A 23,385-nucleotide genomic window follows, 5' to 3' on the forward strand; every position below is an offset into this window, starting at 1 on the left:
GGTCCGTTTTTCTCTTGTCGTCGTTCAGCTCTTGTTGAACAGCGGATGCAGGTTGCTGTGCTTGCCGTCGTACACCTGCCCGGGGCTTTCGTCGATCTGCAGGGTGATGCCGATGTGGCGCTTGTCGAAGATCGGCGCGAAGTGCGCGCGCACGGCCGCCAGCAGGTCGTCGCCGGCCCTCTTCTTCACGGCCTCCGAGCGCCCCGCGGCCATGCGCAGGTTGAGGTACACGAAGGCGTAGTCGGCCTCGCCGTCGGCCACCGCGTAGTGCGCGGCGGGGTAGGCCAGCACGCGCGTGCCGCCGGTGGGGTACACCGGCTTGTCCGCTTCGTCGCGCTGCGCGAGCATGGTGTCGGCCAGCGAGCGGCACAGGGCCTGCATGTCGGTCTCTGCCTCGATGTTCGGCGTGTAGAGGATCACCAGGTGCGGCATCGTCTTTGCTCTTTCATTCGACGGACATCACGGCGGCCGTGCAGGTCACCGCGAAGATCGGGATCGCTTTCATGTGGAAGATCTCGCCCTTGCCGCGCGCGGCCGCTGCCACGCTGATGAAGGTGCGGATCTCGAAGCCGCCCTGGCCCGCCTCGCGGTAGGTGGCCTCGTCGCCGTAGTCGTCCTGCGAGAGCAGGGCGTCGCGGTCGTTGGCGCACCAGCGGCGCATGAACTCGGCGTCCCACTCGGCGTTGACCTTGCCCGAATCGGGCGTGGCCGGCCAGTGCGAGATGCCGCCCGTGCCCACCAGCGCTATGCGCTCGGGCACCTTGTCGCAGGCGCGGCGCAAGGCCTCGCCGAAGGCCCAGGCGCGGTGCAGCGGCGTGAGCGGCGGGCCCTGGCAGTTGATGTTCACGGGGATGACCTTGGTGTCGAACTTCGGCGTGAGGAAATTGAGCGGCACCATGATGCCGTGGTCGAACTTCCATTCCTCCGCGTAGGCCACGTCCACCGTCTGCATCACTTCGCGGATCAGCCGCTGCGAGAGCGCGGCGTCGCCGGGAATACGGTGCTTCCCGATGCCCAGCCACTTGGGATCCTCGATGGGGCCTTCGTAGCTGTCGGCCATGCCGATCGCATAGGCCGGCATGTTGTTCATGAAGAAGTTCGCGAAGTGCTCGGCGGCGATCACGATCACCGCGTCGGGCTTGGTCGCGCGCATCGCCTCGCCGAAACGATGGAACTGCGCGTGGAACTCGTCCTTCACGGCCGGGTCGGCCAGGTGCGCGCGGCCGGTGATGCCGGGGGCGTGGCTGCACACGCCTGCGAATACGAGACTCATACGCCCGCCACCTTTTCGTCTGTGCCTGTCGTCATTGCGTAGATGCCGGCGCGCACGGGACCATACTTGCGCACGCCCTCGCGCATGGCTTCGAGGTAGTCGGCCCACGGAATGCCCAGCAGCGGCGCGAAGTGCATCAGCAGTTGCCCGTTGCAGCCGAGCACGTAGAGCTTGCCGATGTCGCCGGCGTCGATGGCCTCGCGTTCCTCCTCGGTGAAGTCGTAGGCGCCCAGCAGCGCCGCGCGCGTTTCGCCGCCTTCGGCATAGCGGCGCTGCACCTCGGGCTCGCGGTTGAGCGCGAAGAGGAATTTCTGCATCGCATAGAGGCTCATGGTTCAGCCCTCGATCTGGATGTTGGCCTTGCGGATCACCTCGGCGTACTTCGCGATCTCGCTCTGGATGAAGGCCGCGAAGCGCTCGGGCGTGCCCGACAGCGACGCGATGCCTCCCTTCTGGAAGGCCTCGGTCACCGCAGGGCTCGCGAGCGCGCGGTTCACCTCGGCGTTCATGCGCTGCACGATGGCGTCGGGCGTACCGGCGGGCGCCAGCAGGCCGTTCCACGAATTGGACTCGATGGGAACGCCCTGTTCGGCCAGTGTGGGTATGGCAGGGGCGTACTGCGAACGCTGCGCGGTCGCCATGCCCAGCGCCACCAGCTTGCCGCTCTGGATGTGGCCTCTGAACTCGGGCCAGTTGCCGAACATCATCGTCACCTGCCCGCCGAGCAGGTCGGTGAGCGCCGGACCCTGGCCCTTGTAGGGCACGTGCACGATGTCCAGCCCCATCTGCAGCCTGAGCATTTCGCCCGAGAGATGCGCCGAGGTGCCGTTGCCGAAGGAGGCGAAGCTCAGCGTGCCCGGCTTGGCCTTGGCGGCGTTGCGCAGGTCGGCCAGCGTCTTCAGGCCGCTGCCCGGATGCGTGGCGAGCACGTGCTCCGACATGCCCATGAGCGCGACGGGGCGCAGGTCCTTCTGCGTGTCGTAGGGCAGCTTGCGGATCAGCGTCTGGTTGGCCGTGAAGCTGTTGGCCACGCAGACGAAGGTGTAGCCGTCGGGCGCTGCCTTGGCAGCGGCATCGACGCCGATCACCGTGCCCGCGCCGGGCTTGTTGTCGACGATCACCGGCTGGCCCAGCGTCTTCGACAGCTCCGTCCCGACGAGGCGCGCGACGAAGTCGGTGGTGCCGCCGGGCGTGAAGGGCACGATCACGCGGATCGGCTTGGCGGGCCAGCTGCCCTGCGCGCGTGCGAGCGAAGGCAGGGCCACCAGGGCGGCGGCGCCTTGCAGCAGCGCGCGGCGGCTCGCGTTCACGCCACGCCCCAGTGCGGAATGTGGTGCGAGCCCAGCGACACCGCCACGTTCTTCGGCTCGCAGAACACTTCGTAGCTCCAGGTGCCGCCTTCGCGGCCGGTGCCCGAGGCCTTGGTGCCGCCGAATGGCTGGCGCAGGTCGCGCACGTTCTGGCTGTTGACGAAGCACATGCCGGCCTCTACTGCGGCGGCCACGCGGTGCGCCTTGCCGATGTTCTCGGTCCACACGTAGCTGGAGAGGCCGTACTGGATGTCGTTGGCCAGTTCGATGGCGTGGGCCTCGTCCCTGAACGGAATGAGGCAGGCGACGGGGCCGAAGATCTCGTCCTGCGCGATCTTCATGCGGTTGTCCACGTCGGCGAACACGGTGGGCGCCACGTAGTTGCCCTTCTTCACGCGCTCGGGCAGGTTCGAGGGCGCTTCCAGCCCGCCGCACAGCAGCGTCGCGCCTTCCTTCGGGCCCAGCTCGATGTAGCTGCGCACCTTGGCCAGGTGGGCCTGCGAGATCATCGGGCCGACGATGGTCTTCTCGTCCAGCGGGTCGCCCACGGTGATGCGCTTCGCGCGCTCGGCGAACTTGGCGGCGAAGTCGGCGTAGATCGACTGCTGCACCAGGATGCGCGAGCCTGCGGTGCAGCGCTCGCCGTTGTTGCTGAAGATCATGAACACGGCCGCGTCGAGCGCGCGGTCGAGGTCGGCGTCCTCGAAGATCACGAAGGGGCTCTTGCCGCCGAGCTCCATGCTGAACTTCTTGAGGCCCGCGCTCTTCACGATGCGGTTGCCGGTGGCGGTGGAGCCGGTGAACGAAATGGCGCGCACGTCGGGGTGCGCCACCAGCGGCTCGCCGGCTTCCTTGCCGTAGCCGTGAACCAGGTTCAGCACGCCCGGCGGAATGCCGGCTTCCAGCGCCAGTTCGCCCAGGCGCGCAGCCGTCAGCGGCGAGAGCTCGCTCATCTTCAGCACGGCGGTGTTGCCGAAGGCCAGGCAGGGCGCGACTTTCCAGGTGGCCGTCATGAATGGCACGTTCCACGGGCTGATGAGCGCGCACACGCCCACCGGATGGAACAGCGTGTAGTTCAGGTGCGTGGGCGTGGGGTAGGTGTGGCCGTCGACGCGCGTGCACATCTCGGCGAAGTAGTAGAAGTTGTCGGCCGCGCGCGGCACCAATTGCTTGCCGGTCTGGGCGATGACCTGGCCGCAGTCGTTGGTCTCGGTCTGCGCGATCTCGGGCACGTTCTTCGCGATCAGGTCGCCGAGCTTGCGGATGAGCTTGGCGCGCTCGGGCGCGGGCATGCCGGCCCACTTGGGAAAGGCCTCCTTCGCGGCGGCCACGGCTGCGTTGACTTCGGCCTCGCCGCCCGAGGCGACTTCGGCCAGCACTTCCTGCGTGGCGGGGTTGACGGTCTCGAAGTAGTCCGAGCCCTTGACGGACTTGCCGCCGATGAGATGGTCGATCTGTTGCATGGAAAAAAGTCCAAAAGGGTCCGGTTCACTCAGTCCAGTTTGATGTCGCGCGCCTTGATGAGCGCGTGCCATTTCTTGCGCTCCGAATCGGCGTAGCGCGTCATTTCGGTAGCGTCGGCGGGGCGTGCTTCCCAGCCGGCGTCGTAGAGCTTCTGCTTCACGCTGGCGTCGGCCATGGCCTTCTGCAGCTCGCTGCCCAGCTTCGCCTGCACTTCCTTCGGCGTGGCCGCGGGCGTCACGAGGCCCTGCCATGTGTAGGCCTCGACGTTGGCGAAGCCGAGCTCCTTGGCCGTGGGAACGTTGGGCAGCTGCGGCACACGCTCGCCCGACATGGCCAGCAGCGGGATCACCTTGCCGGCCTTGACCGCGCTCACGCCGCTGGGCAGGTCGAGCATCATCAGCGCGACCTGGCCGCCCATCAGGTCCTGCAGCGCGGGGGCGCCGCCCTTGTAGGGCACGTGCAGCATCGACACGCCGGCTTCGCGCTGGAACAGTTCGTAGGCGAGGTGGTGCGGGCTGCCGGTGCCCGGCGTCGCGATGCTGTACTTGCCCGGAGATGCCTTCAGCGCGGCCAGCAACGCCTTCGCGTCGGCGATGCCAGCATTGGGCGCGGCGGTGATGATGAGCGGCGAGCGGCCCATCATGCCGACGAGGGCGAAGTCTTTCTCGGCGTCGTAGGGCAGCTTCCTGTAGAGCGCGGGGTTGTAGACCAGCACGCCGTTGTCGGCGGAGAACACGGTGTAGCCGTCGCCCGGCGAGCGGGCCACGTTCTCCGACGCGATGATCGCGCCCGCGCCGGGGCGGTTGTCCACCAGCACCGGCTGGCCCATCTGCTGCGAGACCTGCGCGCCCACGGTGCGCGCGAGGAAGTCGGTGCCGCCGCCGGCCGGGTAGCCGACCACCCAGCGCACGGGCTTGGCGGGGTAGGCGTTCTGCGCGAGGGCTGCGGCCGAGACGGCCAGCGCCAGGGCGGCCGCGGTGAACTGGAGGAGCTTTCTGCCGGTGATCATGTCGTGTCGTCTCCGCTGATCTGGTTTTGGATATGGCAAGGAAAAGGTGCGCTGCGACGGCGCGCCGGCTCAGGCCGCCGCGATGGTGTTGACCAGCGCGCCGATGCCTTCGATCTCGGTGACGACCACGTCGCCCGGCTTGCAGTCGACCACGCCGTCGGGCGTGCCGGTGAGGATCAGGTCGCCCGGCGAGAGCGTCATGAAGCGGCTGAAGTACTCGATGAGGAAGGGCGCGTCGAAGATCATGTCGCGCGTGTTGCCTTCCTGCGTGACGGTGCCGTTCACCGTGGTGCGCAGCGCGAGCGCCATCGGGTCGGCGATGTCGGCGGCGTCGACGAACCACGGGCCCAGCGGCGTGCAGGTGTCGCGGTTCTTCACGCGCAGGTTGGGGCGGTACCAGTTCTCCAGGTAGTCGCGGATGGCGTAGTCGTTGGCCACGGTGTAGCCGCCGATGAAGTCGTAGGCGTCGTCGCGCTTCACGTTCCTCGCGGTCTTGCCGACCACGATGGCGAGCTCGCACTCGTAGTGCATGAACTGCACGCTGGCCGGGCGTCGCGTGTGCTGGCGATGGCCGATGAGCGCGCTCTGGCCCTTGACGAACACCAGCGGCTCCTCGGGCGCCTTGAATTCGAGTTCCTTGGCGTGGTCGGCGTAGTTGAGGCCCAGCGCGAGGATGGTGCGCGGGCGCGCAGTCGGTGCAAGCGGCGGCAGCCACACGAGCTGCTCCTGCGGCACGACGCGGCCGTCGTCCAGCCGCACGGCCGCGTCGGGCCGGCCGTCGAATTCGTGGCTCGTGCCGGTGTGCTCGCGGCCTTCGAAGATGACGCGTGCGTGCTTCATGCCGTGGCTTCCTTCACCAGCGTGTTGCTCAGGGTCTCGAAGCCCGGCGCGGAGATGTCGATGCGGTCGCCCGCGCGGGCCAGCGGACGGCCGGCGCCGCAGCCGAGCATCAGCACGTCGCCGTGCGCGAGCGTCATGAATTCGCCGACGTCGGCGAGCAGCTGCCGCGCGGGGCGCACGAGCTGCGAGAAGTCGAGCGACTGCCTGAGCTCGCCGTTGATGCGCACCTCGGCGCGGAAATTCGCGGGGTCGGCCACTTCCTGCGCGTCGCGCAGCACGGGGCCGATGCCGAGGAAGCCGTCGACGCACTTGAACTTGACCGGCGGGCGGAAGAAGCTCGCGTGGGGAATCGACAGGTCGTTCATCAGCACGAAGCCTTCGACGTCGCCCTCGGCGCCGATCACCATGCCGATGCTTGCGCCGACTTCGACCTCGGGTACACCGGCCGGCACCGTGATGGCGCTGCCGTGCGGGCTCCATGTGTTGGCCGTCTTCACGTAGAGCACGGGCGCCTTCGGCGGTGCCTTGTAGGGCGGCTGCGTCATCTGCGGCGCGAGCGCCTCCACCTCCGCGCGGAAGTTGAGCAGGGTGCCGTACACCGTGCCCGTGGGCAGGAAATGGGGAGTGCTGCTCATGGCGAGGGTTGCTCCAGTGCGATGAGTTCGTCGAGCAGCCCGTAGAGCTGCGCGAGCTTGGCCTTGCCGAGGGACTGTTCCATCCAGTCGTAGTGGGCCTCGATGCTGCTGCCCAGCCGCTTCACCAGCTTCATGCCGTGCGGCGTGGCCTCGACCACGGTGCGGCGCTGGTCGGCCAGATCGCGCGCGCGGGTGATGAGGTTGTCGCGCTCCATGCGCGCGAGCACGCCGGTGAGGCTGGGCCCGAGGATGAAGGCCTCGCGCGCCACGCGGCCGGTGTCGACCGCGCCGTGCTCGCCCAGCACGCGCAGCACGCGCCATTGCTGGTCGGACAGCGCGTGCTCCCGCAGACTGGGCCGCGTGTGGGCCATCACGGCCTCGCGTGCCTGCAGCAGCAGGCGCGGCAGGTTGCGATGAGTGAATGTGGTGCTCAAGGCTTGTCTCTTCCGAAATTACTTAACATGTTAAATGAATCGTCGCGGCTTTCCTAGCCGATTGCCAGGTCGATTCGCAAACCTAGGGTATGCACGGATACGCCGTGCGGTGCGCTTCAGCGCGCGGCGGGTGCTTCACGGCGGCGCCGGTCGGCCTTGGGCAGGTCGGCTGCGGCAGCCACCATCGCCTCGCCGCGCGCATGCAGGCGCTGCAGCATGTCGTCGAGCAGCGCCACTTCGTCGGTCTTCAGCGCACCCAGCAGCTCGGTGTTGATCGCGCAGACCAGCGGATAAAGCTCCGCATGCAGCTTCGTGCCTCGCGCGGTCAGTCGCAGGAGCACATGGCGCCGGTCGCCCGCGGGCTGCTCGCGCGAGACCAGTTCCTTCTCGACCAGCGAGCTGACGGCGCGCGACGTACGCGCCCGGTCGAGCTGCGCGTGCTCCGCCAGTTGTGACGAGCCTAGCGCCCCATGCCCCGCGAGCGTGGCGATGAGCCGCCATTCACGCCGCGTGATGCCGAAGCGCCCCTCGCACAGCCGGATGACCATGCTGCCCGCGACCGACAGCAGCCGGCTGGTGCGGTAGAGCAGCAGGTCGTCGAGCGTGCGGGGCTGCGCTTGCATCGGCATAGGGTTTGCCCGGGCAATGATTGATTAGATGAACCAATTGTCGGCGCTCTACAGTGGCCGCGACCCATCGCGCTGCGCAGACAGCAAGCAACGGAGACAAGACAGATGACGACAGACCCGCAGTTCCTGCATCTTCACAGGCGCCGCCGCATGCTGGCCGCGCTCGGCGGCATGGCCCTCGCGCCGCTGGCGACGGCCGTGCGGGCGCAGCCGGCAATCGCGCCGGGAACCCCCATCCGCGTGCTGATCGGCGTGCCCGCCGGCGGCACGCAGGACGTGCTCACCCGCGCCATCGCGCAGGAAGTGCGCGAGTCGCTCGGCCCGCTCATCGTGGACAACCGCTCCGGCGCCGCCGGGCGCATCGCGGTCGACGTGGTGAAGACCGCCGCGCCCGACGGCCACACGCTGCTGCTGGGCACCGCGAGCATGATGACCATGTTCCCGAGCGCCTACAGGAACCTGACCTACGACCCGGTCAAGGATTTCCAGCCGATCATCAACGCGGCCCGCTTCGAGCTCGCGCTGGTGGTGCACAAGGACGTGCCGGCCAACACGGTCGCCGAATTCATCGCCTGGGCCAAAAAGCAGCCCGGCGGCGTGAGCTTCGCGTCGTATGGCGCGGGCACGCCCTCGCACTTTCTCGGCGAGATGCTCAACCGATCGGCGGGGCTGTCGATGGTGCACGTGCCCTATCGCGGCTCCACGCCGGCGCGCCAGGACGTGATGGGCGGCATCGTTCCCGCCTACTTCGACACCGTCGGCGGCGCGTTGCAACTGCTGCCCACCGGCCGCGTGAAGGTCATCGCCACCAGCGGCGAGAAGCGCTCGCCGCTGATGCCCAACCTGCCCACTTTCGTGGAGAGCGGCCTGAAGGACGTGGTGGCGACCGCCTGGTTCGCCTACTACGCGCCGCTGAAGACGCCCAAGCCTGTGGTCGACCAGCTGCGCGCCGAGTTCACGCGCGCGGTGAATTCCCGCGAGGTGCGCCAGCAGCTGCTGCAGAACGGCATGTACCCGGTCGGCGACGGCCCCGAGGCGCTGCTGAAGACCATGCGCGAGGACACCGCGAGATGGGCGGCGATCATGAAGGCGGTGAACTTCCAGGCCAACGACTGAAGAAGCAGCATCGCCCGGCCACCTAAACTCGAAGGATGGCCAAGGACAAATCACTTTTCGTCTGCAGCGAATGCGGCGGCACCAGCCCGAAGTGGCTGGGCAAATGCCCCAGCTGCGGCGCATGGAACACGCTCGTCGAGCAGGTCGCGGGCGCCGGCAGCGGGCCCGCCAACAACCGCTTCGGCACCCAGTTCGCGTCGCTCGCGGGCGCATCGGAGCTCGCGACGCTCTCCGAGATCGAGGCGACCGACGTCGCGCGCACGCCCACCGGCATCGACGAGCTCGACCGCGTGCTGGGCGGCGGCATCGTCTCCGGCGGCGTCACGCTGATCGGCGGCGACCCGGGCATCGGCAAGTCGACGCTGCTGCTGCAGGCGGTCGACGCGCTGCAGCACGCCGGGCAGAACGCGCTCTACGTCACCGGCGAGGAAAGCGGCTCGCAGGTGGCGCTGCGCTCCAGGCGGCTGGGCCTGGAGCACTCGCAGGTGCAGGTGCTGGCGGAGATCCAGCTCGAGAAGATCATCGCCACGCTCGACGCCACGCGCCCGGCCATCGCGGTGATCGACTCGATCCAGACCATCTACTCCGACCAGCTCACCTCGGCCCCTGGGTCGGTGGCGCAGGTGCGCGAATGCGCGGCGCACCTCACGCGCTTCGCCAAGACCAGCGGCACGGCGGTGGTGCTGGTGGGCCACGTCACCAAGGAAGGCGCGCTCGCCGGTCCCCGCGTGCTGGAGCATATGGTCGACACGGTGCTGTACTTCGAGGGCGACACGCATTCGAGCTTCCGCCTCGTGCGCGCCATCAAGAACCGCTTCGGCGCGGTCAACGAGATCGGCGTGTTCGCCATGACCGAGCGCGGCCTGAAGGGCGTGACCAATCCGAGCGCGATCTTCCTGAGCCAGCATGCCGAGCCCGTGCCCGGCAGCGTGGTGCTCGTCACGCTCGAAGGCACGCGGCCGATGCTGGTGGAAATCCAGGCGCTGGTCGACAACGGCGGGCCGAGCCCGCGCCGCCTCTCGGTGGGCCTGGACCGAGATCGCCTCGCGATGCTGCTGGCGGTGCTGCACCGCCACGCCGGCGTGGCATGCATGGACCAGGACGTGTTCGTGAACGCGGTGGGCGGCGTGCGCATCAGCGAGCCCGCGGCCGACCTGGCCGTGATGCTGGCCATCACCTCCAGCCTGCGCGGCAAGCCCATGCCCAAGGGCTTCATCGCCTTCGGCGAAGTGGGCCTGGCCGGGGAGGTGCGCCCCGCGCCGCGCGGGCAGGAGCGCCTGCGCGAGGCCGCCAAGCTGGGCTTCAGCGTGGCGGTGGTGCCGAAGGCGAACGCGCCCAAGAAGGGCGCGAAGGAAATCGAAGGGCTGACGATCCACGCGGTGGACCGCATCGAGGAGGCGATGGACGTCGTCCGCCGCCTCGACTGAAACCGGGAAAAAATGACCCGGCGCGCACGCTGTCGCGCCGGGCCTACCCTCCCTATCCCCCGATGTGCATCGTGAACGCCGGTCCGCTGTTGAGCACGCATTGGCCGCTGCCCAGCGTGGCCGAGTTCATCGAATACTGGCAACTCAGGTTGCCGCCGCGGCTGCCCGTGGCGTTCGCCACGCCGTTGGCACGCGAGCCGGCGACCCGGGTTGCCTCTCCCTGAAATTGTTCGCCGCCGATCTGTGCGTTGAAGTGGCCGCGGCCGTTCATGTCGTTGGTCACCGTGCCGGAGACGACGCCGTAGCGCGAGGCCTCGGCATTCGACGGGTACAGCCGCGCGTTGAAGGTCTGTGCGACCGGGCCCGGCGCGACGGCGTAAGCCTGCGAAGGCGGCGCCGAGGGAGCGGGTTGCCCGAGCGGCACGACGTAGCAGCCGCTGAGCGCGGCGGCCGTGAGCGTGGCGGCGAGGGTGAGACGAACGAATGTGACGGAGCGCGGAATGGTCATACGCTTTTCGGTGGCCCGGGCGGATGCCCGTGCGGCGAAATGTGCCGCCTCTCGCCGCCGCCGTACGTGCCTTTCGCTGCGAGTACCGCCTTGCGCGCCCGGCGGTAGCCACGGCCGCTACCGCGATCGCTGCGGATGGGCCGGCACAATCACGCCCCTACCAACCGTTCGCCGAATGAAGCCGATGCCGTTCCCGATTGCCGCCGTCATGGTCCATGTCGCTGACGTGGAGGCGGCGCTGCACTGGTACGAAGCGGCATTCGGGGGCGAGGCCGTTCGCGTCCGCATCGGGACGCCGGTGTTCGAATGCCTGTCGGTGCAAGGGGTCCTGCTCGAGATCGTGCCGAGCGACGGGAAGGTCGGTTCGGGCGCTTCGGGCTCGGTCGTGTACTGGAGCGTCGACCGCTTCGATGCCGCGCTGCGCCGCTTCGAATCGGCCGGTGCTGTGCTGTACCGGGGGCCGCTACGGCTGGACGACGCGCAGGGCGTGCAGTACATGTGCCAGGTGCGCGACCCCTGGGGCAACTGCATCGGCCTGCGCGGCCCGGCCTGAGGTCTTTGCCGGCCGCGATGTGCCGGGCGGCGACAATGCGCGCCATGAATTTCAAGAACTTTCTGCTGCCCGTGGGCGCCATCGTCGTCATGGCGCTGGCCTGGCGCGCTGGCGGGTGGGGCGGTGTCGCCCTGGCCGGTGGCGCGATCGTGATGTTCCTGCTGCTGCACTTCAACCGCGCCATGCAGGTGCTCAAGCGCGCGGCCGAGCGGCCGGTGGGCTACGTGGCCAGCGCGGTGATGCTCAACGCCAAGCTCAAGCCGGGCGTGACGCTGATGCATGTGATCGCGATGACGCGCGCCCTCGGCGAACTGCGCTCGCCCAAGGACGAGCAGCCCGAGCACTACCGCTGGACCGACGGCGGCGGCTCGTATGTCGATACCGTGTTCAACGGCGGCAAGCTGCAGAGCTGGACGATGACGCGGCCCGAGACGCCGGCCGACGAAGACAGCGCAGCCTAGGACGCACTCCCCTTGCGCCGGGGCTGCCGCCACGGCGGATTGGCTTTCGCCTGGTGGCGCGCCTCCTTCGCGAATTCGGCGCATGCATGCGTCATCAGGTCGGCCGAGCGGTAGACCAGGAACACGTCGAAGTCCGGCAGTTCGTCGGTGATCGGCAGCTTCTCCAGCAGATGGGGCTGCAGCCGCAACGGCCCCGCGCCGTGGAACACGAAGTCCGACCACATGCTGATCAGGTCGGTCTGCGTGGCCAGCTGCAGGCCCAGCAGGTTCGAGGCGCTGTGCACCATGCGCCTGGGCATCTCCAGCCCGTGCATGTTCATCATGCTCACCAGCGGGCTGCCCGCGTCGTCGATGGGGTCGAGCACGAGCCAGTCGGCGTCCACCAGCGGCTGCAGCCTGCGCACGCGCCTAAGCGGATGGCCGGCGCGCACCGACAGGTGCATGGCCACCGAGAACAGCGGCTCCCACTGGAATGCGTTGGTTCCCGGCCCGTTGCAGGTGGAGACCATCCCCAGGTCGAGCCGGCCTTCGCGCAGGCCCTCGAAGATCTGCTGCGGCCGCAGCTCGAAGCCGCGCAGCGCCACGTTGGGAAAGCGCCTGCGGAAAGACGCCATCGCATCGGGAAGCGGCCCGCTCGATGCCACGGCGGTGAAGCCGATGTTGAGCTGCGCCTCGTCGTGCCCGCGTATCGCCTCGATGTCTTCCAGCGCGTGCCGCAGCTCCTGCTCGACCACGCTCGCGCGCTTGACCAGCGCCGTGCCGTAGGCCGTGAGGCTCACGCCGCGCGTGGAGCGCGACATCAGCGTCACGCCGAGTTCGCGCTCCAGCTCCGAGATGGTCTTCGACAGCGCGGGCTGGGTGGTGTGCAGGCTGCGCGAGGCCTCGTGGATGCTGCCGTGCTGCGCCACGGCCAGCAGTACGCGCAACTGTTGCAGCTTCATCGTGGTGCGCCGCTCCCGGAAAGAGGCCTCTTGGGGGTTGTCCCGATGGCCTCCGGCGCCTGTTTATGACGGGGATGCCGTTTGGTTATCAGCATGAAAATTTGTGATTCTTCGCCGCAGCGCTTTGCCTGAATACTCCGCCGCGAACGGGCCCGCAGTCGATGCACGCCCCCTCGCAACCTGTACGTGGAGTGACATTAGATGAGCGAAGCCGCATTGCCCGCAAGCCCGATCGGGGCCTCTTCACCGGCTGCCGTGGTGCAGCATGGCAAGGGAAAGAAGCAGAGCCAGTTCCGCCTGATCGCCGCCTGCTCGCTGGGCAATGCGCTGGAGATGTACGACTTCACCGTCTACAGCTTCTTCGCGCTGCTGATCGGCAAGCTCTTCTTTCCTTCCGACAGCCCCTACGGCTCGCTGCTGCTGGCGGTGGCCACCTTCGGCATCGGCTTCGTGATGCGTCCGCTGGGCGGTGTGATCATCGGCAACTATGCCGACCGCAAGGGCCGCAAGGCGGCGATGACGCTGACCATCGGCCTCATGGTGCTGGGCACGCTGTGCATCGCCTTCGCGCCCACCTATGCGTCGGCTGGCGTCTTCGGCTCGCTGATGATCGTGCTGGGCCGGCTGCTGCAGGGCTTCTCGCTCGGCGGCGAGGTGGGGGCCGCCACGTCGATGCTGATGGAAGCGGGCGGCGTGAAGGGCCGGGGCTTTCGCGTGAGCTGGCAGCTCGCGAGCCAGGGCGTTTCGGCATTGCTGGGCGCGCTCACCGGCGCCGCGCTGTATGCCGCGTTGCCGCAAGCCTCGCTGGAGAGCTGGGGCTGGCGCCTGCCGTTCCTGCTCGGGCTGCTGATCGCGCCGGTCGGGCTCTACATCCGCGCGCACCTGGAAGAGACACACGTCGCCGAGAACCACGAGTCCAGTCCCATCGGCCGACTGCTGCGTGAGCACGGCGGGCTGGTGCTCAAGGGCATCCTGGCCACCACCGCCGGCACGGCCACGATGTACCTCGTGGTGTTCTTCATGCCCACCTACATGATCCGCGTGCTGCACATGCCGCCGTCGCTGTCGCTGCTGTCGGGATGCGTCACGGGCATCACGCTGTTCGTGGTGTCGCTGGTCGCGGGGCGGCTCGCGGACCGCTTGCCTAACCGCAAGCCGCTGGTGATCGGCTCGCTGCTCTTCAGCGTGATCGCGGTGTACCCGGTGTTCTGGCTCATCGGCCAGTACCCGAGCGTGCCGCTGGTGCTGGCGCTGTCTGCGCTGCTCACCGCGAGCGTGAACATCGGCACCACGCCCATGTTCCTGATGCTGCTGGAGATGCTGCCGGCCGGCGTGCGCGCCAGCGGCATCTCGGTGATCTACAGCGTGGGCGTGACGGTGTTCGGCGGCTCCTCGCAGTTCATCGTGACCTGGCTGCTTGCGAAGACCGGCAACCCGATGTCGCCCGCGTTCTACATGATGGTCTGCGGCGTGCTGAGCCTTGGTGCGCTGCTGAGCCTGCGCGAGCGCAAGGCGGCCTGAACTCCGTCGACGACGACAACAAGGAACAAGGAAGAAGCTCCCCGAATGACCCGCCAACTCAGCCCCCAGACCACCAAGCTCCTGTCGCGCCTGCTGCCGCAGGCCGACGTCGACACCCAGGCCTTCGTCGACATCCGCCGGCAGATCCACGCCAACCCCGAGCTCGGCTTCGAGGTGAACGCCACCAGCGAACTCGTCGCCAACCTGCTGCGCAGCTGGGGCTACGAGGTGCACACCGGCATCGGCCGCACTGGCATCGTGGCGCAGCTCAGGCTCGGCAACGGCACGCGCCGACTGGGCATCCGCGCCGACATGGACGCGCTGCCCATCACCGAGGCCACCGGCCTGCCGTACGCGAGCCGCAACGCCGGGCGCATGCACGCCTGCGGGCACGACGGCCACACGGCCATCCTGCTGGCGGCCGCCAAGGCGCTGGCGAAGGCGCGCGACTTTGACGGCACGCTGAACCTGATCTTCCAGCCCGATGAAGAGAACCTCTGCGGCGCGCGCGCCATGATCGAGGACGGCCTGTTCGAGCGCTTCCCCTGCGATGCGGTGTACGCGCTGCACAACGCGCCGGGCGTGCCGGTGGGCACGATGATGGCGATCGAAGGCCCGGTCACGCTGTCGTCCGACGTGGCCGACGTCACCATCAAGGGCGTGGGCGGGCACGGCGCCATGCCGCACCGCGCGCGCGATCCGGTCGCGGCAGCCGCGGCGGTGGTGACGGCCCTGCAGACGGTGGTGGCGCGCAACGTGGCGCCGGACGACACGGCGGTGGTGTCGGTGGGCTTCATCCGCGGCGGCGCCACGCACAACGTGATTCCGCAGTCGGTGTCGCTGGGCCTGAACGTACGCGCGGCACGGCCCGAGACGCGCGCGCTGGTCGAGCAGCGCATCCGCGAGATCGTGAGCCTCACCGCGCAGGCGCACGGCGTGGAAGCCGAGATCGACTACCGCCAGCTCGTGCCCCCGGTGGTCAACACCGCCGTCGAGACCGAGCTTGCGGCGAAAGTGTGCGCCGAGCTGGTGGGCGAGGAGAACGTCGTCAGGCAGGCGCCCAAGGGTTTCTCGGGCAGCGAGGACTTCGCCTGGATGCTCTCCGAACTGCCGGGCTGCTACCTGCTGCTGGGCAACGGCGAGGGCGAATTCGGCGGCTGCATGGTCCACAACCCCGGCTACGACTTCAACGACGAAGTGCTGCCGCTTGGGGCCGCCTGTTGGGTGCGGCTGGCGCAGACCTATCTGGTGGCCTGATCGCAAGCTGTTGGAATGCGGGAGTGGGCAGCCGGACGCAGAGGACGCGAAGGTTTCGCAAAGGTCGCGAAAGGAAAACCAGAAATTTTTTCCTTGGTTTCTTTTGCGACCTTTGCGTAGTTTTTGTATTTCTTCTGCGTTCGGTTGTCCGTGTTCCTGACGGCCTCAGAACGGCGCGTCTTCCGTTTCGGCCCCTGCCGTAGCCTCGGACTGGGTGGCAACAGGCTTGGGCGCTTCGTCCTGCGGCGCTGCGGAAAAGGCCGCTTCGCCGCCCAGCGCGTCGAGCAGTGCCGGCACCAGCTGGCCCAGCTCGCCGGTGGCGATGGCCACGTCGGCGTCGAAGTTGTCTTCCTTCTTGCCGCCCGCCGCGCCATCGCCCGTGCCTTCGAGGAAGGCGATCTTGCGGATCAGCAGGCCGTGAGTGAGCTCGAAGGACACACGGTCGTCCCAGGTCAGCGCGAGGCGGGTGGGGCGCTTGCCGTCGGTGATGTGCTGCTTGACCTCGTCGATGTCCAGCGGATGCTTGGCGTAGCGCACCACGGCCTTGGAGTCGTCGCTGGCCTTGAGCTCGCACTCGCGGTCGATGGTGAAGCCGGCCGGCGGCTCCTGCGTGAGCAGCCAGTTGGCCATGGCGGCGGCGGGCTCGACCTGGGTGTTGATGAGGGCCACCGCGAAGCCGTCGAGCGACTTCACGAGGCTGGTGACCACTTCGTCGGCGCGAGAGGCGTTGCCGGTGTTGATCACCAGGCGGTTCTCGGCCTTGTCGATCCACACCGTCACGCGCGCGCTGCGGGTGAAGGCCATGGGCAGCAGCTCGAGGGTGATGTCTTCCTTGAGCTCCTTCTTTTCCTTCTTGCCGGGCTTGCGGCCGGTGGTGGCCTCGATGTGGGCGCAGCGCTCGTCGACCTTGCGGCGAACCACCGAGCCGGGCACCTGCTTGCTTTCGATCATGTATTCGACCAGCCACTGGCCGTCGATGGACTCCACCAGCGGGCCGTTGGCCTCGCCGCGCGGCTCGATCCAGCCGGCGGACTTTTCCTGCGAGGGGCCGCAGGGCTCGAAGCGCTGCCTGCCCAGGCCTTCTTCCGCCTCGGCCAGTGTCTGGGACCAGGCGGGTTCGATGCGATAGACGATGACGTTCTTGAATACGGACACGGAAACCCTTTTTCCAACGGTTTGGACAGCCGGCCATTGTCGGGCAGGCCGTTCGGCCCGGCGCCGTAAAATCGCAAGCTTTTGCGACTTCCCTTCCTGTCGCACCCCCACACCGATCCCAAAGGAATCAGGAAATGAGCTCGATCCCCCCCTCGCTGGACGACCGTGACGGCAAGATCTGGATGGACGGCGAACTCGTGGACTGGCGCGACGCCAAGATCCACGTGCTGAGCCACACGCTGCACTACGGCTGCGGCGCCTTCGAGGGCGTGCGCGCCTACAAGACGGCCGACGGCAGCACCGCCATCTTCCGCCTGGCCGAGCACACCGAGCGCCTGTTCAACAGCGCCAAGATCCTGCGCATGAAGATCCCCTTCACCCAGGAGCAGCTCAACGAGGCCCAGAAGCAGGTGGTGCGCGAGAACAAGCTCGAGAGCTGCTACCTGCGCCCCCTCATCTGGATCGGCTCCGAGAAGCTGGGCGTGAGCCCCAAGGGCAACAAGGTGCACGCCATGGTCGCGGCCTGGTCCTGGGGCGCCTACCTGGGCGAAGAGGGCATGAAGCGCGGCATCCGCGTGAAGACCTCGAGCTACACCCGCCACCACGTCAACATCACGATGACGCAGGCCAAGACGGTGAGCAACTACACCAACTCGATCCTGGCCAACATGGAAGCGCTGGACGACGGCTACGACGAGGCACTGCTGCTCGACGCGAGCGGCTTCGTGTCCGAAGGCGCGGGCGAGAACATCTTCGTGGTCAAGGGCGGCGTGGTCTACACGCCCGACCTGTCGGCCGGCGCGCTCAACGGCATCACCCGCAACACCATCCTGCACGTGTGCAAGGACCTGGGCCTGGAACTGGTGCAAAAGCGCATCACGCGCGACGAGGTCTACGTCGCCGACGAAGCCTTCTTCACCGGCACGGCCGCCGAAGTCACGCCGATCCGCGAGCTCGACCGCATCGAGATCGGCAACCGCGGCGACGGCGGCGCGCGCGGCCCGATCACCGAGAAGATCCAGGCGGCCTTCTTCGACATCGTGAACGGCAAGAATCCCAAGTACGCCCACTGGCTCACGAAAGTCTGAGCAGAAGAAGAGAACGAGAGAACGACCCCATGTCCACCAATGCAGTAGTCGAACTCCTGGCCAAGGAGCTCAATCATCAGGGCGGCGTGTTCTGCCCCAGCCCCAAGGCCGACATGAAGCTCTGGAACAGCCACCCGAAGGTGTACCTCGACGTGGCGCGCACCGGCGAGGCCAAGTGCCCGTATTGCGGCACGGTGTACCGGCTGAAGGCCGGTGAGGCGGTGTCGGCGCGGCACTGAGCCACGGCTGAACCACCCGGCCCCGGCCGCCAGGTGCCTCTTCAGGCAGCCGGGCGGGCGGGGTCTTTTTCCAGGCTCTCCAGGCCTTTCAGGCGCGAGGACAGCAGTCCGCGCCACGGATTCGGGTCGTTCTTCTCCTGCGCGAGCCGCAGGTAGACCATCGCGATGAACAGCAGCGCCAGGCCGATCTGCGCGTCGCGCATGGCCGAGTTCACGCTCGAGGCGATCAGCGCGATCAGCGTGGCCGCCAGCGCGTAGCGGCCCGCGATGTCGGGCCTCTTCCATGCCTGCCAGACGGCGGCGACCATGATGAAGAGCAGGCTCAGCAGCGCGGGCAGGCCGCCCTGGGCGCCGACCCAGAGGAAGTCGTTGTGGGGCATGTTCGAGTCGGCCAGCAGCGCCGGGCCGCGCTTGTGCCACTGGTCGGTCCAGCCGCCGATGCCCCAGCCGGTGAACGGGCGGTCGGCGATCATGAGGCCGGTGTCGCGGTACATGTAGTAGCGGATGGCCCAGCTGCCCTTGAAGACCGCGCCGGCCTGCGCCTCCTCGAGTTCCTGCACGCCCACTTCCACCTTGTGCTGCAGCTGCGGCAGCTGGTAGAGCCCGGCGCCCATCACCACGGCACCCAGCACCAGTGCGCCCACCAGCATCTTCAGGTGGCTGCGCCACTGGTGGATGCACACCACCGGGACAACCAGCAGCAGCGCGAGCACCGAGGTGCGCGAGGTCAGCGGCAGCGCCACCACCAGGCCCAGCCCGAGCATCAGCACGAAGGCGGGAACGGCGCGCAGCGGCTTGTGGGCGGCGATCTGCGCGATGCCCCACACGGCGGCGGTGGAAGCCACCACGCTGAACAGCAGCGCGTTGCTGATCGACTTGTTGCCCACTTCCATCACCACCGCGCGCAGCGGCGACCAGATGTTGAAGCCGCCGACCGCGTAGAAGACGATGACCAGCACGATGTTGAGCGCCGCCACCAGCAGGAAGCCGCGCAGCGCCCAGATGGCCTCCTCGCGCGTGAGCGCCATCGCCATGAGCATCGTGAGGCCGATGCGGATGCCGTGGAAGAGGTTGGAGCCGGTCTCGGGATAGTGCTGCCCGATGGCCAGCACGATGAAGGTCCAGGCGAAGTAGGCCATCACCGGCCACCACAGCGGGTTGGCGCGCAGCCGCGCATAGCGCTCGCCCAGGCCGCCGGCCACCAGCATGGCGAGCAGCAGCACGATGGCCGAAAGATAGGTGACGCCGACCGGCATGAACACCACCAGCCCCCAGAACATGGCCGCGGGCCGAACGATGTGCGATCTCTGCATAGGGGCGGGATTTTAGGTTGGCGTCCTCGGGCCAACCTGACCACGACCCTGCGCAGGCGGGGTGGTGGGCGGTGTGCTCAGTGGCTGCGTGCGGCGGCCGGCAGGCGGATCACGAAGCTCGCGCCGCCGCCGGGGCGGTCCTCGCAGCGCACGGTGCCGCCGTGCCGCTCGGCGATCGACTTCACCAGCGCCAGCCCCAGGCCCACGCCGCCGTTGCGCTCGCTGGCGCCGGGCAGGCGGTAGAAGGGCTCGAAGATGCGCTCGCGCAGGGCGGGCGGCACGCCCGGGCCCCGGTCGTTCACACGCACGGTGGCGTAGCCGTTGGCGCTGCCCAGCTCCACCGCGATCTCGCCGGCGCCGTAGCGGCGCGCGTTCTCCAGCAGGTTGCGGATGGCGCGGCGCAGCAGGCGCGACACGCCTGGCACGGTGAGAGTGGCGTTGTCGGTGCCGTCGGCCAGGTCGAGCTCGGCATTCACCTGCGAGCATTCCTCGGCTGCGAGCCCGGTCAGGTCGACCGGCTCGATGGTGCCCATGTCGGCCTCGCTGGCGTCGAGCCGGCTTGCCAGCAGGATCTCGTCGATGAGCTGGTCGAGCTCGCCGATGTTGCGCGAGATTTCCTCGCGCGCCGACTGGCTCGGGTGCTCGCCCATCAGCTCCAGGCCCATGCGGATGCGGGTGAGCGGCGAGCGCAGCTCGTGCGATGCGTTGGCCAGCAGCGACTTGTGCGAGCGCACCAGCTGCTCGATGCGTTCGGCCGACGCGTTGAATCGTTTGGATAGATCAGCCACTTCGTCCTGCCCTTCTTCTGTCACGCGCACCGAGAGATCGCCCTCGCCCCACCGCTGCACGCCGCGCTGCAGCGATTCCAGCCGCTGCGTGATGCGCCGCACGATCGGGTACACACCCAGCGCCACCGCCACGCCCACCAGCGCGATCATCCAGCCCAGCCCGAAGGGCGTGCGCCACGGCGCGAAACCGCCGGTGCCGGTGGGCCGCTCGCGCGGCGCCACGCGCAGCGTGATGGCCTTGCCGTCGCTGAGCGTCACGTCGAACTCCAGGCCCTGGCCCGGCACGCGCAGCGCGGTGCCCGCGCCTATCGGCTTGTCCTGTGCGTCCAGCACCACCACGTTGCGCGGCACCGGCGCCAGCCGTTCGCGCTCGGCCTCGGCGGCCTCGCGCACGATCCAGTTGGCCATCAGCGTGAGGATGACGACCCCGCCCACCACCGCGAGCCAGATGCGGACGTAGAGGTGGCGCGAATAGAGACTGCGCAGCATCGGCGGTCAGCCTAGTCTTGCTGCTTGGCGAAGACGTACCCGACGCCGCGCACCGTGAGGATTCGCTTCGGGTTCTTCGCATCGACCTCGATGGCGGCGCGGATGCGGCCCATGTGCACGTCGATGGAGCGGTCGAAGGCTTCGAGCTCGCGGCCGCGCACGGCCTCCATGATCTGGTCGCGCGTGAGCACGCGGCCCGCGCGCTCGGCCATCGCCGTCAGCAGGTCGAACTGGTAGGAGGTGAGGTCGGCCACCGCGCCGCCCACCGACACGGTGCGCGCGTTGCGGTCGATTTCCAGTGTGCCGAAGCGCATCACCGACGAGGCCTCGGCCTCGGTGGCGCTCTCGGCGCGGCGGCGCAGCACGGCGCGGATGCGCGCGAGCAGCTCGCGCGGCTCGAAGGGCTTGGGCAGGTAGTCGTCGGCGCCGATCTCCAGGCCGATGATGCGGTCCATCGGGTCGCCCTTGGCCGTGAGCATCAGCACCGACACCTTCGACAGCGGACCGGGCAGCGCGCGGATGCGGCGGCAGACTTCGAGGCCATCGGTGTCGGGCAGCATCAGGTCGAGGATCACCAGGTCGGGCGCGTGCTGCTGCAGCTGCTCGAGCCCGGCGGCGCCGTCGCCGGCATGGTTGAACGCGAAGCCCGACTGCGTCAGGTATTCGCCCACCATCTGCGCCAGGCGGGCGTCGTCTTCGATCATCAGGAGTTGGGGGGTGCTCATGCGCTTCATGGTCGTCCACCGGGAGCAAGAGGGCTTGAACGCTCCGTAAAGTTGGGTAAACCTCGGCAACCCCTGTCAACCGGCCATGCTGCGAAAAGCATAGCGCCGGTTGCAGTGGCCGTGGGCTCAGCCCCGTGCGAACGGCCGCAACTGCAGCCGCAGCGACAGGGTGGCGGAAAGCGGCAGGTCGACCGGCGAGCCCACGCCGCCGACATTGCCGTCATCCAGATGTGCCAGCGCTTCGAAGAGGCCCAGCGACTGGGCCATGGGGTTGATCTCGGCCAGCGACTTCGCGGCTTCGGAGCGCGGCGGCGTGGCTGCCACAGCCTTGCCGTCTTCGCTGACGAGCGACCAGTCGAGCGCCGCCACGGTGCGCTCGCCGGGTTCGCTTGCGATCACCAGCGCCACCGCAAGCAGGCCGCGGCTGTCGGTGACGGAAGTCAGCGCGCCGAGGGTGGGGGTGTCGTAGCCCACCAGCAGCACGGGCTCCTGGTCGCAGGCGGACTGCACGGCCGCCTCCAGCAGGCCCGAGCCGAAGCTGTGCTCGTAGGCCGAGACCGCGTTGCTTGCCGCCATGCAGCCGGTGCCGATGGTCCAGTAGCCCACGGCCGCGTTGTGCACCGAGTTGTGGAACTTGGTGGGCGACAGCCCTTTCGGGTCGCTCGCGAGCGTGCTGCACATGTAGTCGTTGATCGACAGGTCGCCGTGCGCCGACGTGAACACGCAGGGCACGTCAGCCGCGTTGCGGCCCGAGCCGGCAAGGGCGGCAGCGGCCACTTCGAGCGCCAGCGCCACGGTGTCGGGCGCGCGGCGGCGCTCGGCAGGGGCCAGCACCTGCGGCGAGGGCCGCTTGGCGGGCGGATCGGCCAGCGCGCCTTCGCCGCGGAAGGCGGCACGGGCGGCGTCCCAGCCGGGCAGCGTGGGAGTCCAGAAGGCGGGGCCTTCGATGTAGAGGGTGGGGGGCTTGGAAGCGGCCTGGTTCATGTCGTTCATGCCGCCTTGCCGAAAACGAGGGAGCAGTTGTTGCCGCCGAAGCCGAAGGAGTTGCTCAGCGCATAGCGCACTTCGCCGCGCGCGGGCTCCAGCCGGATCTGCGGGCCGAAGCCCTCGTCCAGCGTGTGCGTGTTGACCGTGCCCGGCATCAGGCCGCGCTCGATCGCCAGCAGGCTGATGACCGCCTCGACGATGCCCGCCGCGCCCAGCGTGTGGCCCATGAAGCCCTTGGTCGAACTGGCATGCGTGCGTGCCGGGAAGCGGCGCGCCACCAGCGCGCCCTCGACCTCGTCGTTCTTCTGGCTCGCGGTGCCGTGCATGTTGATGTAGTCGATCGCCTCGGGTGCGAGCCCGGCGCGCGCCAGCGCCTCGTCGAGCGCGCGCTCGGCGCCCAGGCCCTCGGGGTGGGGCGTCGACATGTGGTGCGCGTCACTGGCTTCGCCGTAGCCCAGCAGGTGCAGCGGCGCGGCATCGGCACCGGTCTGCACGCGCTCGACCAGCGCGAAACCCGCGGCCTCGCCCAGGCTGATGCCCTTGCGCGCGGCGTCGAAGGGCCGGCACGGCTCGCTCGATACAAGTTCGAGCGAGTTGAAGCCGAACAGCACGCTGCCGCACAGCGTGTCGGCCCCGCCGACCACGGCCGCGTCGGCCAGGCCCAGGCGAATGAGCCGCTCGGCCGAGGCGAACACCTTCGCGCTGGACGAGCAGGCGGTGGAAATCGTTTCGCTGGGTCCGCTGATGCCCAGCAGCTGCTGCGCGAACATGGCCAGCGAATGCGGTGTGTGCACCTCGGGGCGGCGCTGTCCGGGCGGGAACATGCCCTGCGCGTCGAGCTGCGTGTAGGCCAGCTCGGTCTCGCCGATGCTCGCGGTGGAGGTGCCCAGCACCAGCGCGATGCGCGATGCGCCGTATTTCTCGCGCGCCGCGGCAACGGCATCGATGAAGCCGTCGGCCTGCAGGCCCATCCAGGCCAGCCGGTTGTTGCGGCAGTCCCACTGCGCGAGCGATTCGGGGAGCCGGACCTCCTCGACGCCTTCGACGCGGCCGATCCAGGTGGGCAGCGGCGCGTCGCCGAAATCGTTGGCGCGCAGCCCGCTGCGCGACTGCGCGAGCGCGTCGGCCAGCGCTTCCTTGCCGACACCGACGGCGCTGGTGGCCGTGTAGGCACTTATCTGAAGAGGAGAAATTCGGGACGGCACGATCTTGTAGGTGTTGGG

General features: G+C 68.6%; 26 protein-coding genes. 8 read left to right on the forward strand and 18 right to left on the reverse strand.

Annotation, left to right across the window (positions count from 1 at the left end; translation table 11 throughout):
• Positions 1–24 precede the first annotated feature (24 nt).
• From ABL838_RS01620 to ABL838_RS01665, 10 genes are all read right to left on the reverse strand, one after another.
• Positions 25–432 carry a 5-carboxymethyl-2-hydroxymuconate Delta-isomerase gene (locus tag ABL838_RS01620; RefSeq protein ID WP_369660017.1) on the reverse strand — a complete coding sequence of 136 codons (408 nt, stop codon included), beginning with the start codon at positions 430–432 and terminating at the stop codon, positions 25–27.
• A 13-nt stretch (positions 433–445) separates the two neighbouring features.
• Positions 446–1,273 (reverse strand): extradiol ring-cleavage dioxygenase, encoded by an 828-nt coding sequence (locus ABL838_RS01625; protein WP_418123808.1) that lies wholly within the window; start codon positions 1,271–1,273, stop codon positions 446–448.
• A complete protein-coding gene (locus tag ABL838_RS01630) occupies positions 1,270–1,605 on the reverse strand; it encodes an aromatic ring-opening dioxygenase subunit LigA (protein ID WP_184640402.1) in 336 nt (111 codons plus the stop codon). Before ABL838_RS01630 ends, ABL838_RS01625 begins: the two co-directional genes overlap by 4 nt.
• Positions 1,606–1,608: 3 nt before the next feature.
• A complete protein-coding gene (locus ABL838_RS01635; RefSeq protein ID WP_418123810.1) occupies positions 1,609–2,583 on the reverse strand; it encodes a Bug family tripartite tricarboxylate transporter substrate binding protein in 975 nt (324 codons plus the stop codon).
• Positions 2,580–4,046, reverse strand: a complete 1,467-nt coding sequence (hpaE, locus tag ABL838_RS01640) for a 5-carboxymethyl-2-hydroxymuconate semialdehyde dehydrogenase (protein WP_418123812.1) — start codon at positions 4,044–4,046, stop codon at positions 2,580–2,582. Before hpaE ends, ABL838_RS01635 begins: the two co-directional genes overlap by 4 nt.
• A gap of 29 nt (positions 4,047–4,075) precedes the next feature.
• The gene (locus tag ABL838_RS01645; protein WP_418123814.1) at positions 4,076–5,056 is read right to left on the reverse strand and encodes a Bug family tripartite tricarboxylate transporter substrate binding protein; all 981 of its coding nucleotides are present in this window, start codon (positions 5,054–5,056) and stop codon (positions 4,076–4,078) included.
• A 69-nt stretch (positions 5,057–5,125) separates the two neighbouring features.
• Positions 5,126–5,896, reverse strand: a complete 771-nt coding sequence (locus ABL838_RS01650; RefSeq protein WP_418123815.1) for a fumarylacetoacetate hydrolase family protein — start codon at positions 5,894–5,896, stop codon at positions 5,126–5,128.
• Positions 5,893–6,531, reverse strand: coding sequence for a fumarylacetoacetate hydrolase family protein (locus ABL838_RS01655; RefSeq protein WP_418123817.1), 639 nt, complete (start codon positions 6,529–6,531; stop codon positions 5,893–5,895). Before ABL838_RS01655 ends, ABL838_RS01650 begins: the two co-directional genes overlap by 4 nt.
• Entirely contained in the window at positions 6,528–6,965 is a 438-nt protein-coding gene (gene hpaR, locus ABL838_RS01660; protein WP_418123818.1) for a homoprotocatechuate degradation operon regulator HpaR, read from the reverse strand. Before hpaR ends, ABL838_RS01655 begins: the two co-directional genes overlap by 4 nt.
• Positions 6,966–7,081: 116 nt before the next feature.
• Positions 7,082–7,594 (reverse strand): MarR family winged helix-turn-helix transcriptional regulator, encoded by a 513-nt coding sequence (locus ABL838_RS01665; RefSeq protein ID WP_126022432.1) that lies wholly within the window; start codon positions 7,592–7,594, stop codon positions 7,082–7,084.
• A 105-nt stretch (positions 7,595–7,699) separates the two neighbouring features.
• On the opposite strand from ABL838_RS01665, the gene ABL838_RS01670 reads away from it, so the two are divergent.
• On the forward strand, positions 7,700–8,710 hold the full coding sequence (locus ABL838_RS01670) for a Bug family tripartite tricarboxylate transporter substrate binding protein (RefSeq protein ID WP_418123821.1): 1,011 nt from the start codon (positions 7,700–7,702) through the stop codon (positions 8,708–8,710).
• A gap of 35 nt (positions 8,711–8,745) precedes the next feature.
• Positions 8,746–10,137, forward strand: coding sequence for a DNA repair protein RadA (radA, locus tag ABL838_RS01675; protein ID WP_418123823.1), 1,392 nt, complete (start codon positions 8,746–8,748; stop codon positions 10,135–10,137).
• Positions 10,138–10,189: 52 nt separating this feature from the next.
• Here the strand turns inward: radA and ABL838_RS01680 are convergent, their stop codons facing one another.
• Complete coding sequence (locus ABL838_RS01680; protein WP_184640387.1) at positions 10,190–10,645, reverse strand: hypothetical protein; 456 nt, start codon at positions 10,643–10,645, stop codon at positions 10,190–10,192.
• A 184-nt stretch (positions 10,646–10,829) separates the two neighbouring features.
• Between ABL838_RS01680 and ABL838_RS01685 the strand changes: the two genes are divergently transcribed.
• Together ABL838_RS01685 and ABL838_RS01690 are read left to right on the forward strand one after the other, a co-directional pair.
• Positions 10,830–11,198 (forward strand): VOC family protein, encoded by a 369-nt coding sequence (locus ABL838_RS01685; protein ID WP_418123825.1) that lies wholly within the window; start codon positions 10,830–10,832, stop codon positions 11,196–11,198.
• A gap of 35 nt (positions 11,199–11,233) precedes the next feature.
• Positions 11,234–11,659: a glycerate kinase gene (locus ABL838_RS01690; RefSeq protein WP_418123827.1), complete on the forward strand. Its 426-nt coding sequence runs from the start codon at positions 11,234–11,236 to the stop codon at positions 11,657–11,659.
• Here the strand turns inward: ABL838_RS01690 and ABL838_RS01695 are convergent.
• Positions 11,656–12,600, reverse strand: a complete 945-nt coding sequence (locus ABL838_RS01695) for a LysR family transcriptional regulator (protein WP_418118763.1) — start codon at positions 12,598–12,600, stop codon at positions 11,656–11,658. The two genes, ABL838_RS01690 and ABL838_RS01695, sit on opposite strands and share 4 nt — an antisense overlap.
• Before the next feature lie 201 nt (positions 12,601–12,801).
• Here ABL838_RS01695 and ABL838_RS01700 point away from each other — a divergent pair, with 201 nt between their 5' ends.
• Entirely contained in the window at positions 12,802–14,121 is a 1,320-nt protein-coding gene (locus ABL838_RS01700; RefSeq protein ID WP_418123829.1) for an MFS transporter, read from the forward strand.
• Positions 14,122–14,166: 45 nt separating this feature from the next.
• Positions 14,167–15,378 carry a M20 aminoacylase family protein gene (locus ABL838_RS01705; protein ID WP_418123831.1) on the forward strand — a complete coding sequence of 404 codons (1,212 nt, stop codon included), beginning with the start codon at positions 14,167–14,169 and terminating at the stop codon, positions 15,376–15,378.
• Positions 15,379–15,543: 165 nt separating this feature from the next.
• On the opposite strand, the gene ABL838_RS01710 is transcribed toward ABL838_RS01705, so the two are convergent.
• Complete coding sequence (locus ABL838_RS01710) at positions 15,544–16,533, reverse strand: recombination-associated protein RdgC (protein WP_184640378.1); 990 nt, start codon at positions 16,531–16,533, stop codon at positions 15,544–15,546.
• 134 nt (positions 16,534–16,667) lie between these two features.
• Between ABL838_RS01710 and ABL838_RS01715 the strand changes: the two genes are divergently transcribed.
• Both ABL838_RS01715 and ABL838_RS01720 read left to right on the forward strand, forming a co-directional pair.
• Positions 16,668–17,621, forward strand: a complete 954-nt coding sequence (locus ABL838_RS01715; protein ID WP_019658018.1) for a branched-chain amino acid transaminase — start codon at positions 16,668–16,670, stop codon at positions 17,619–17,621.
• 29 nt (positions 17,622–17,650) lie between these two features.
• Positions 17,651–17,860, forward strand: coding sequence for a zinc-finger domain-containing protein (locus ABL838_RS01720; protein WP_013538728.1), 210 nt, complete (start codon positions 17,651–17,653; stop codon positions 17,858–17,860).
• Between the two features lie 41 nt (positions 17,861–17,901).
• Here the strand turns inward: ABL838_RS01720 and ABL838_RS01725 are convergent, their stop codons facing one another.
• The 5 genes from ABL838_RS01725 to ABL838_RS01745 all read right to left on the reverse strand — a co-directional run bounded on the left by ABL838_RS01725 (position 17,902) and on the right by ABL838_RS01745 (position 23,367).
• Positions 17,902–19,173, reverse strand: a complete 1,272-nt coding sequence (locus ABL838_RS01725; RefSeq protein WP_240650658.1) for an O-antigen ligase family protein — start codon at positions 19,171–19,173, stop codon at positions 17,902–17,904.
• A 77-nt stretch (positions 19,174–19,250) separates the two neighbouring features.
• Positions 19,251–20,450, reverse strand: a complete 1,200-nt coding sequence (locus ABL838_RS01730; protein WP_126022423.1) for an ATP-binding protein — start codon at positions 20,448–20,450, stop codon at positions 19,251–19,253.
• Positions 20,451–20,461: 11 nt separating this feature from the next.
• A complete protein-coding gene (locus ABL838_RS01735; protein WP_126022422.1) occupies positions 20,462–21,184 on the reverse strand; it encodes a response regulator in 723 nt (240 codons plus the stop codon).
• A gap of 117 nt (positions 21,185–21,301) precedes the next feature.
• Positions 21,302–22,168 carry a beta-ketoacyl synthase chain length factor gene (locus ABL838_RS01740; RefSeq protein ID WP_418123834.1) on the reverse strand — a complete coding sequence of 289 codons (867 nt, stop codon included), beginning with the start codon at positions 22,166–22,168 and terminating at the stop codon, positions 21,302–21,304.
• Entirely contained in the window at positions 22,165–23,367 is a 1,203-nt protein-coding gene (locus tag ABL838_RS01745) for a beta-ketoacyl-[acyl-carrier-protein] synthase family protein (protein WP_418118771.1), read from the reverse strand. Before ABL838_RS01745 ends, ABL838_RS01740 begins: the two co-directional genes overlap by 4 nt.
• Between the last annotated feature and the right edge of the window lie 18 nt (positions 23,368–23,385).

The organism is Variovorax sp. 160MFSha2.1 (genome assembly GCF_048305075.1).
Taxonomy (GTDB): domain Bacteria; phylum Pseudomonadota; class Gammaproteobacteria; order Burkholderiales; family Burkholderiaceae_C; genus Variovorax; species Variovorax guangxiensis.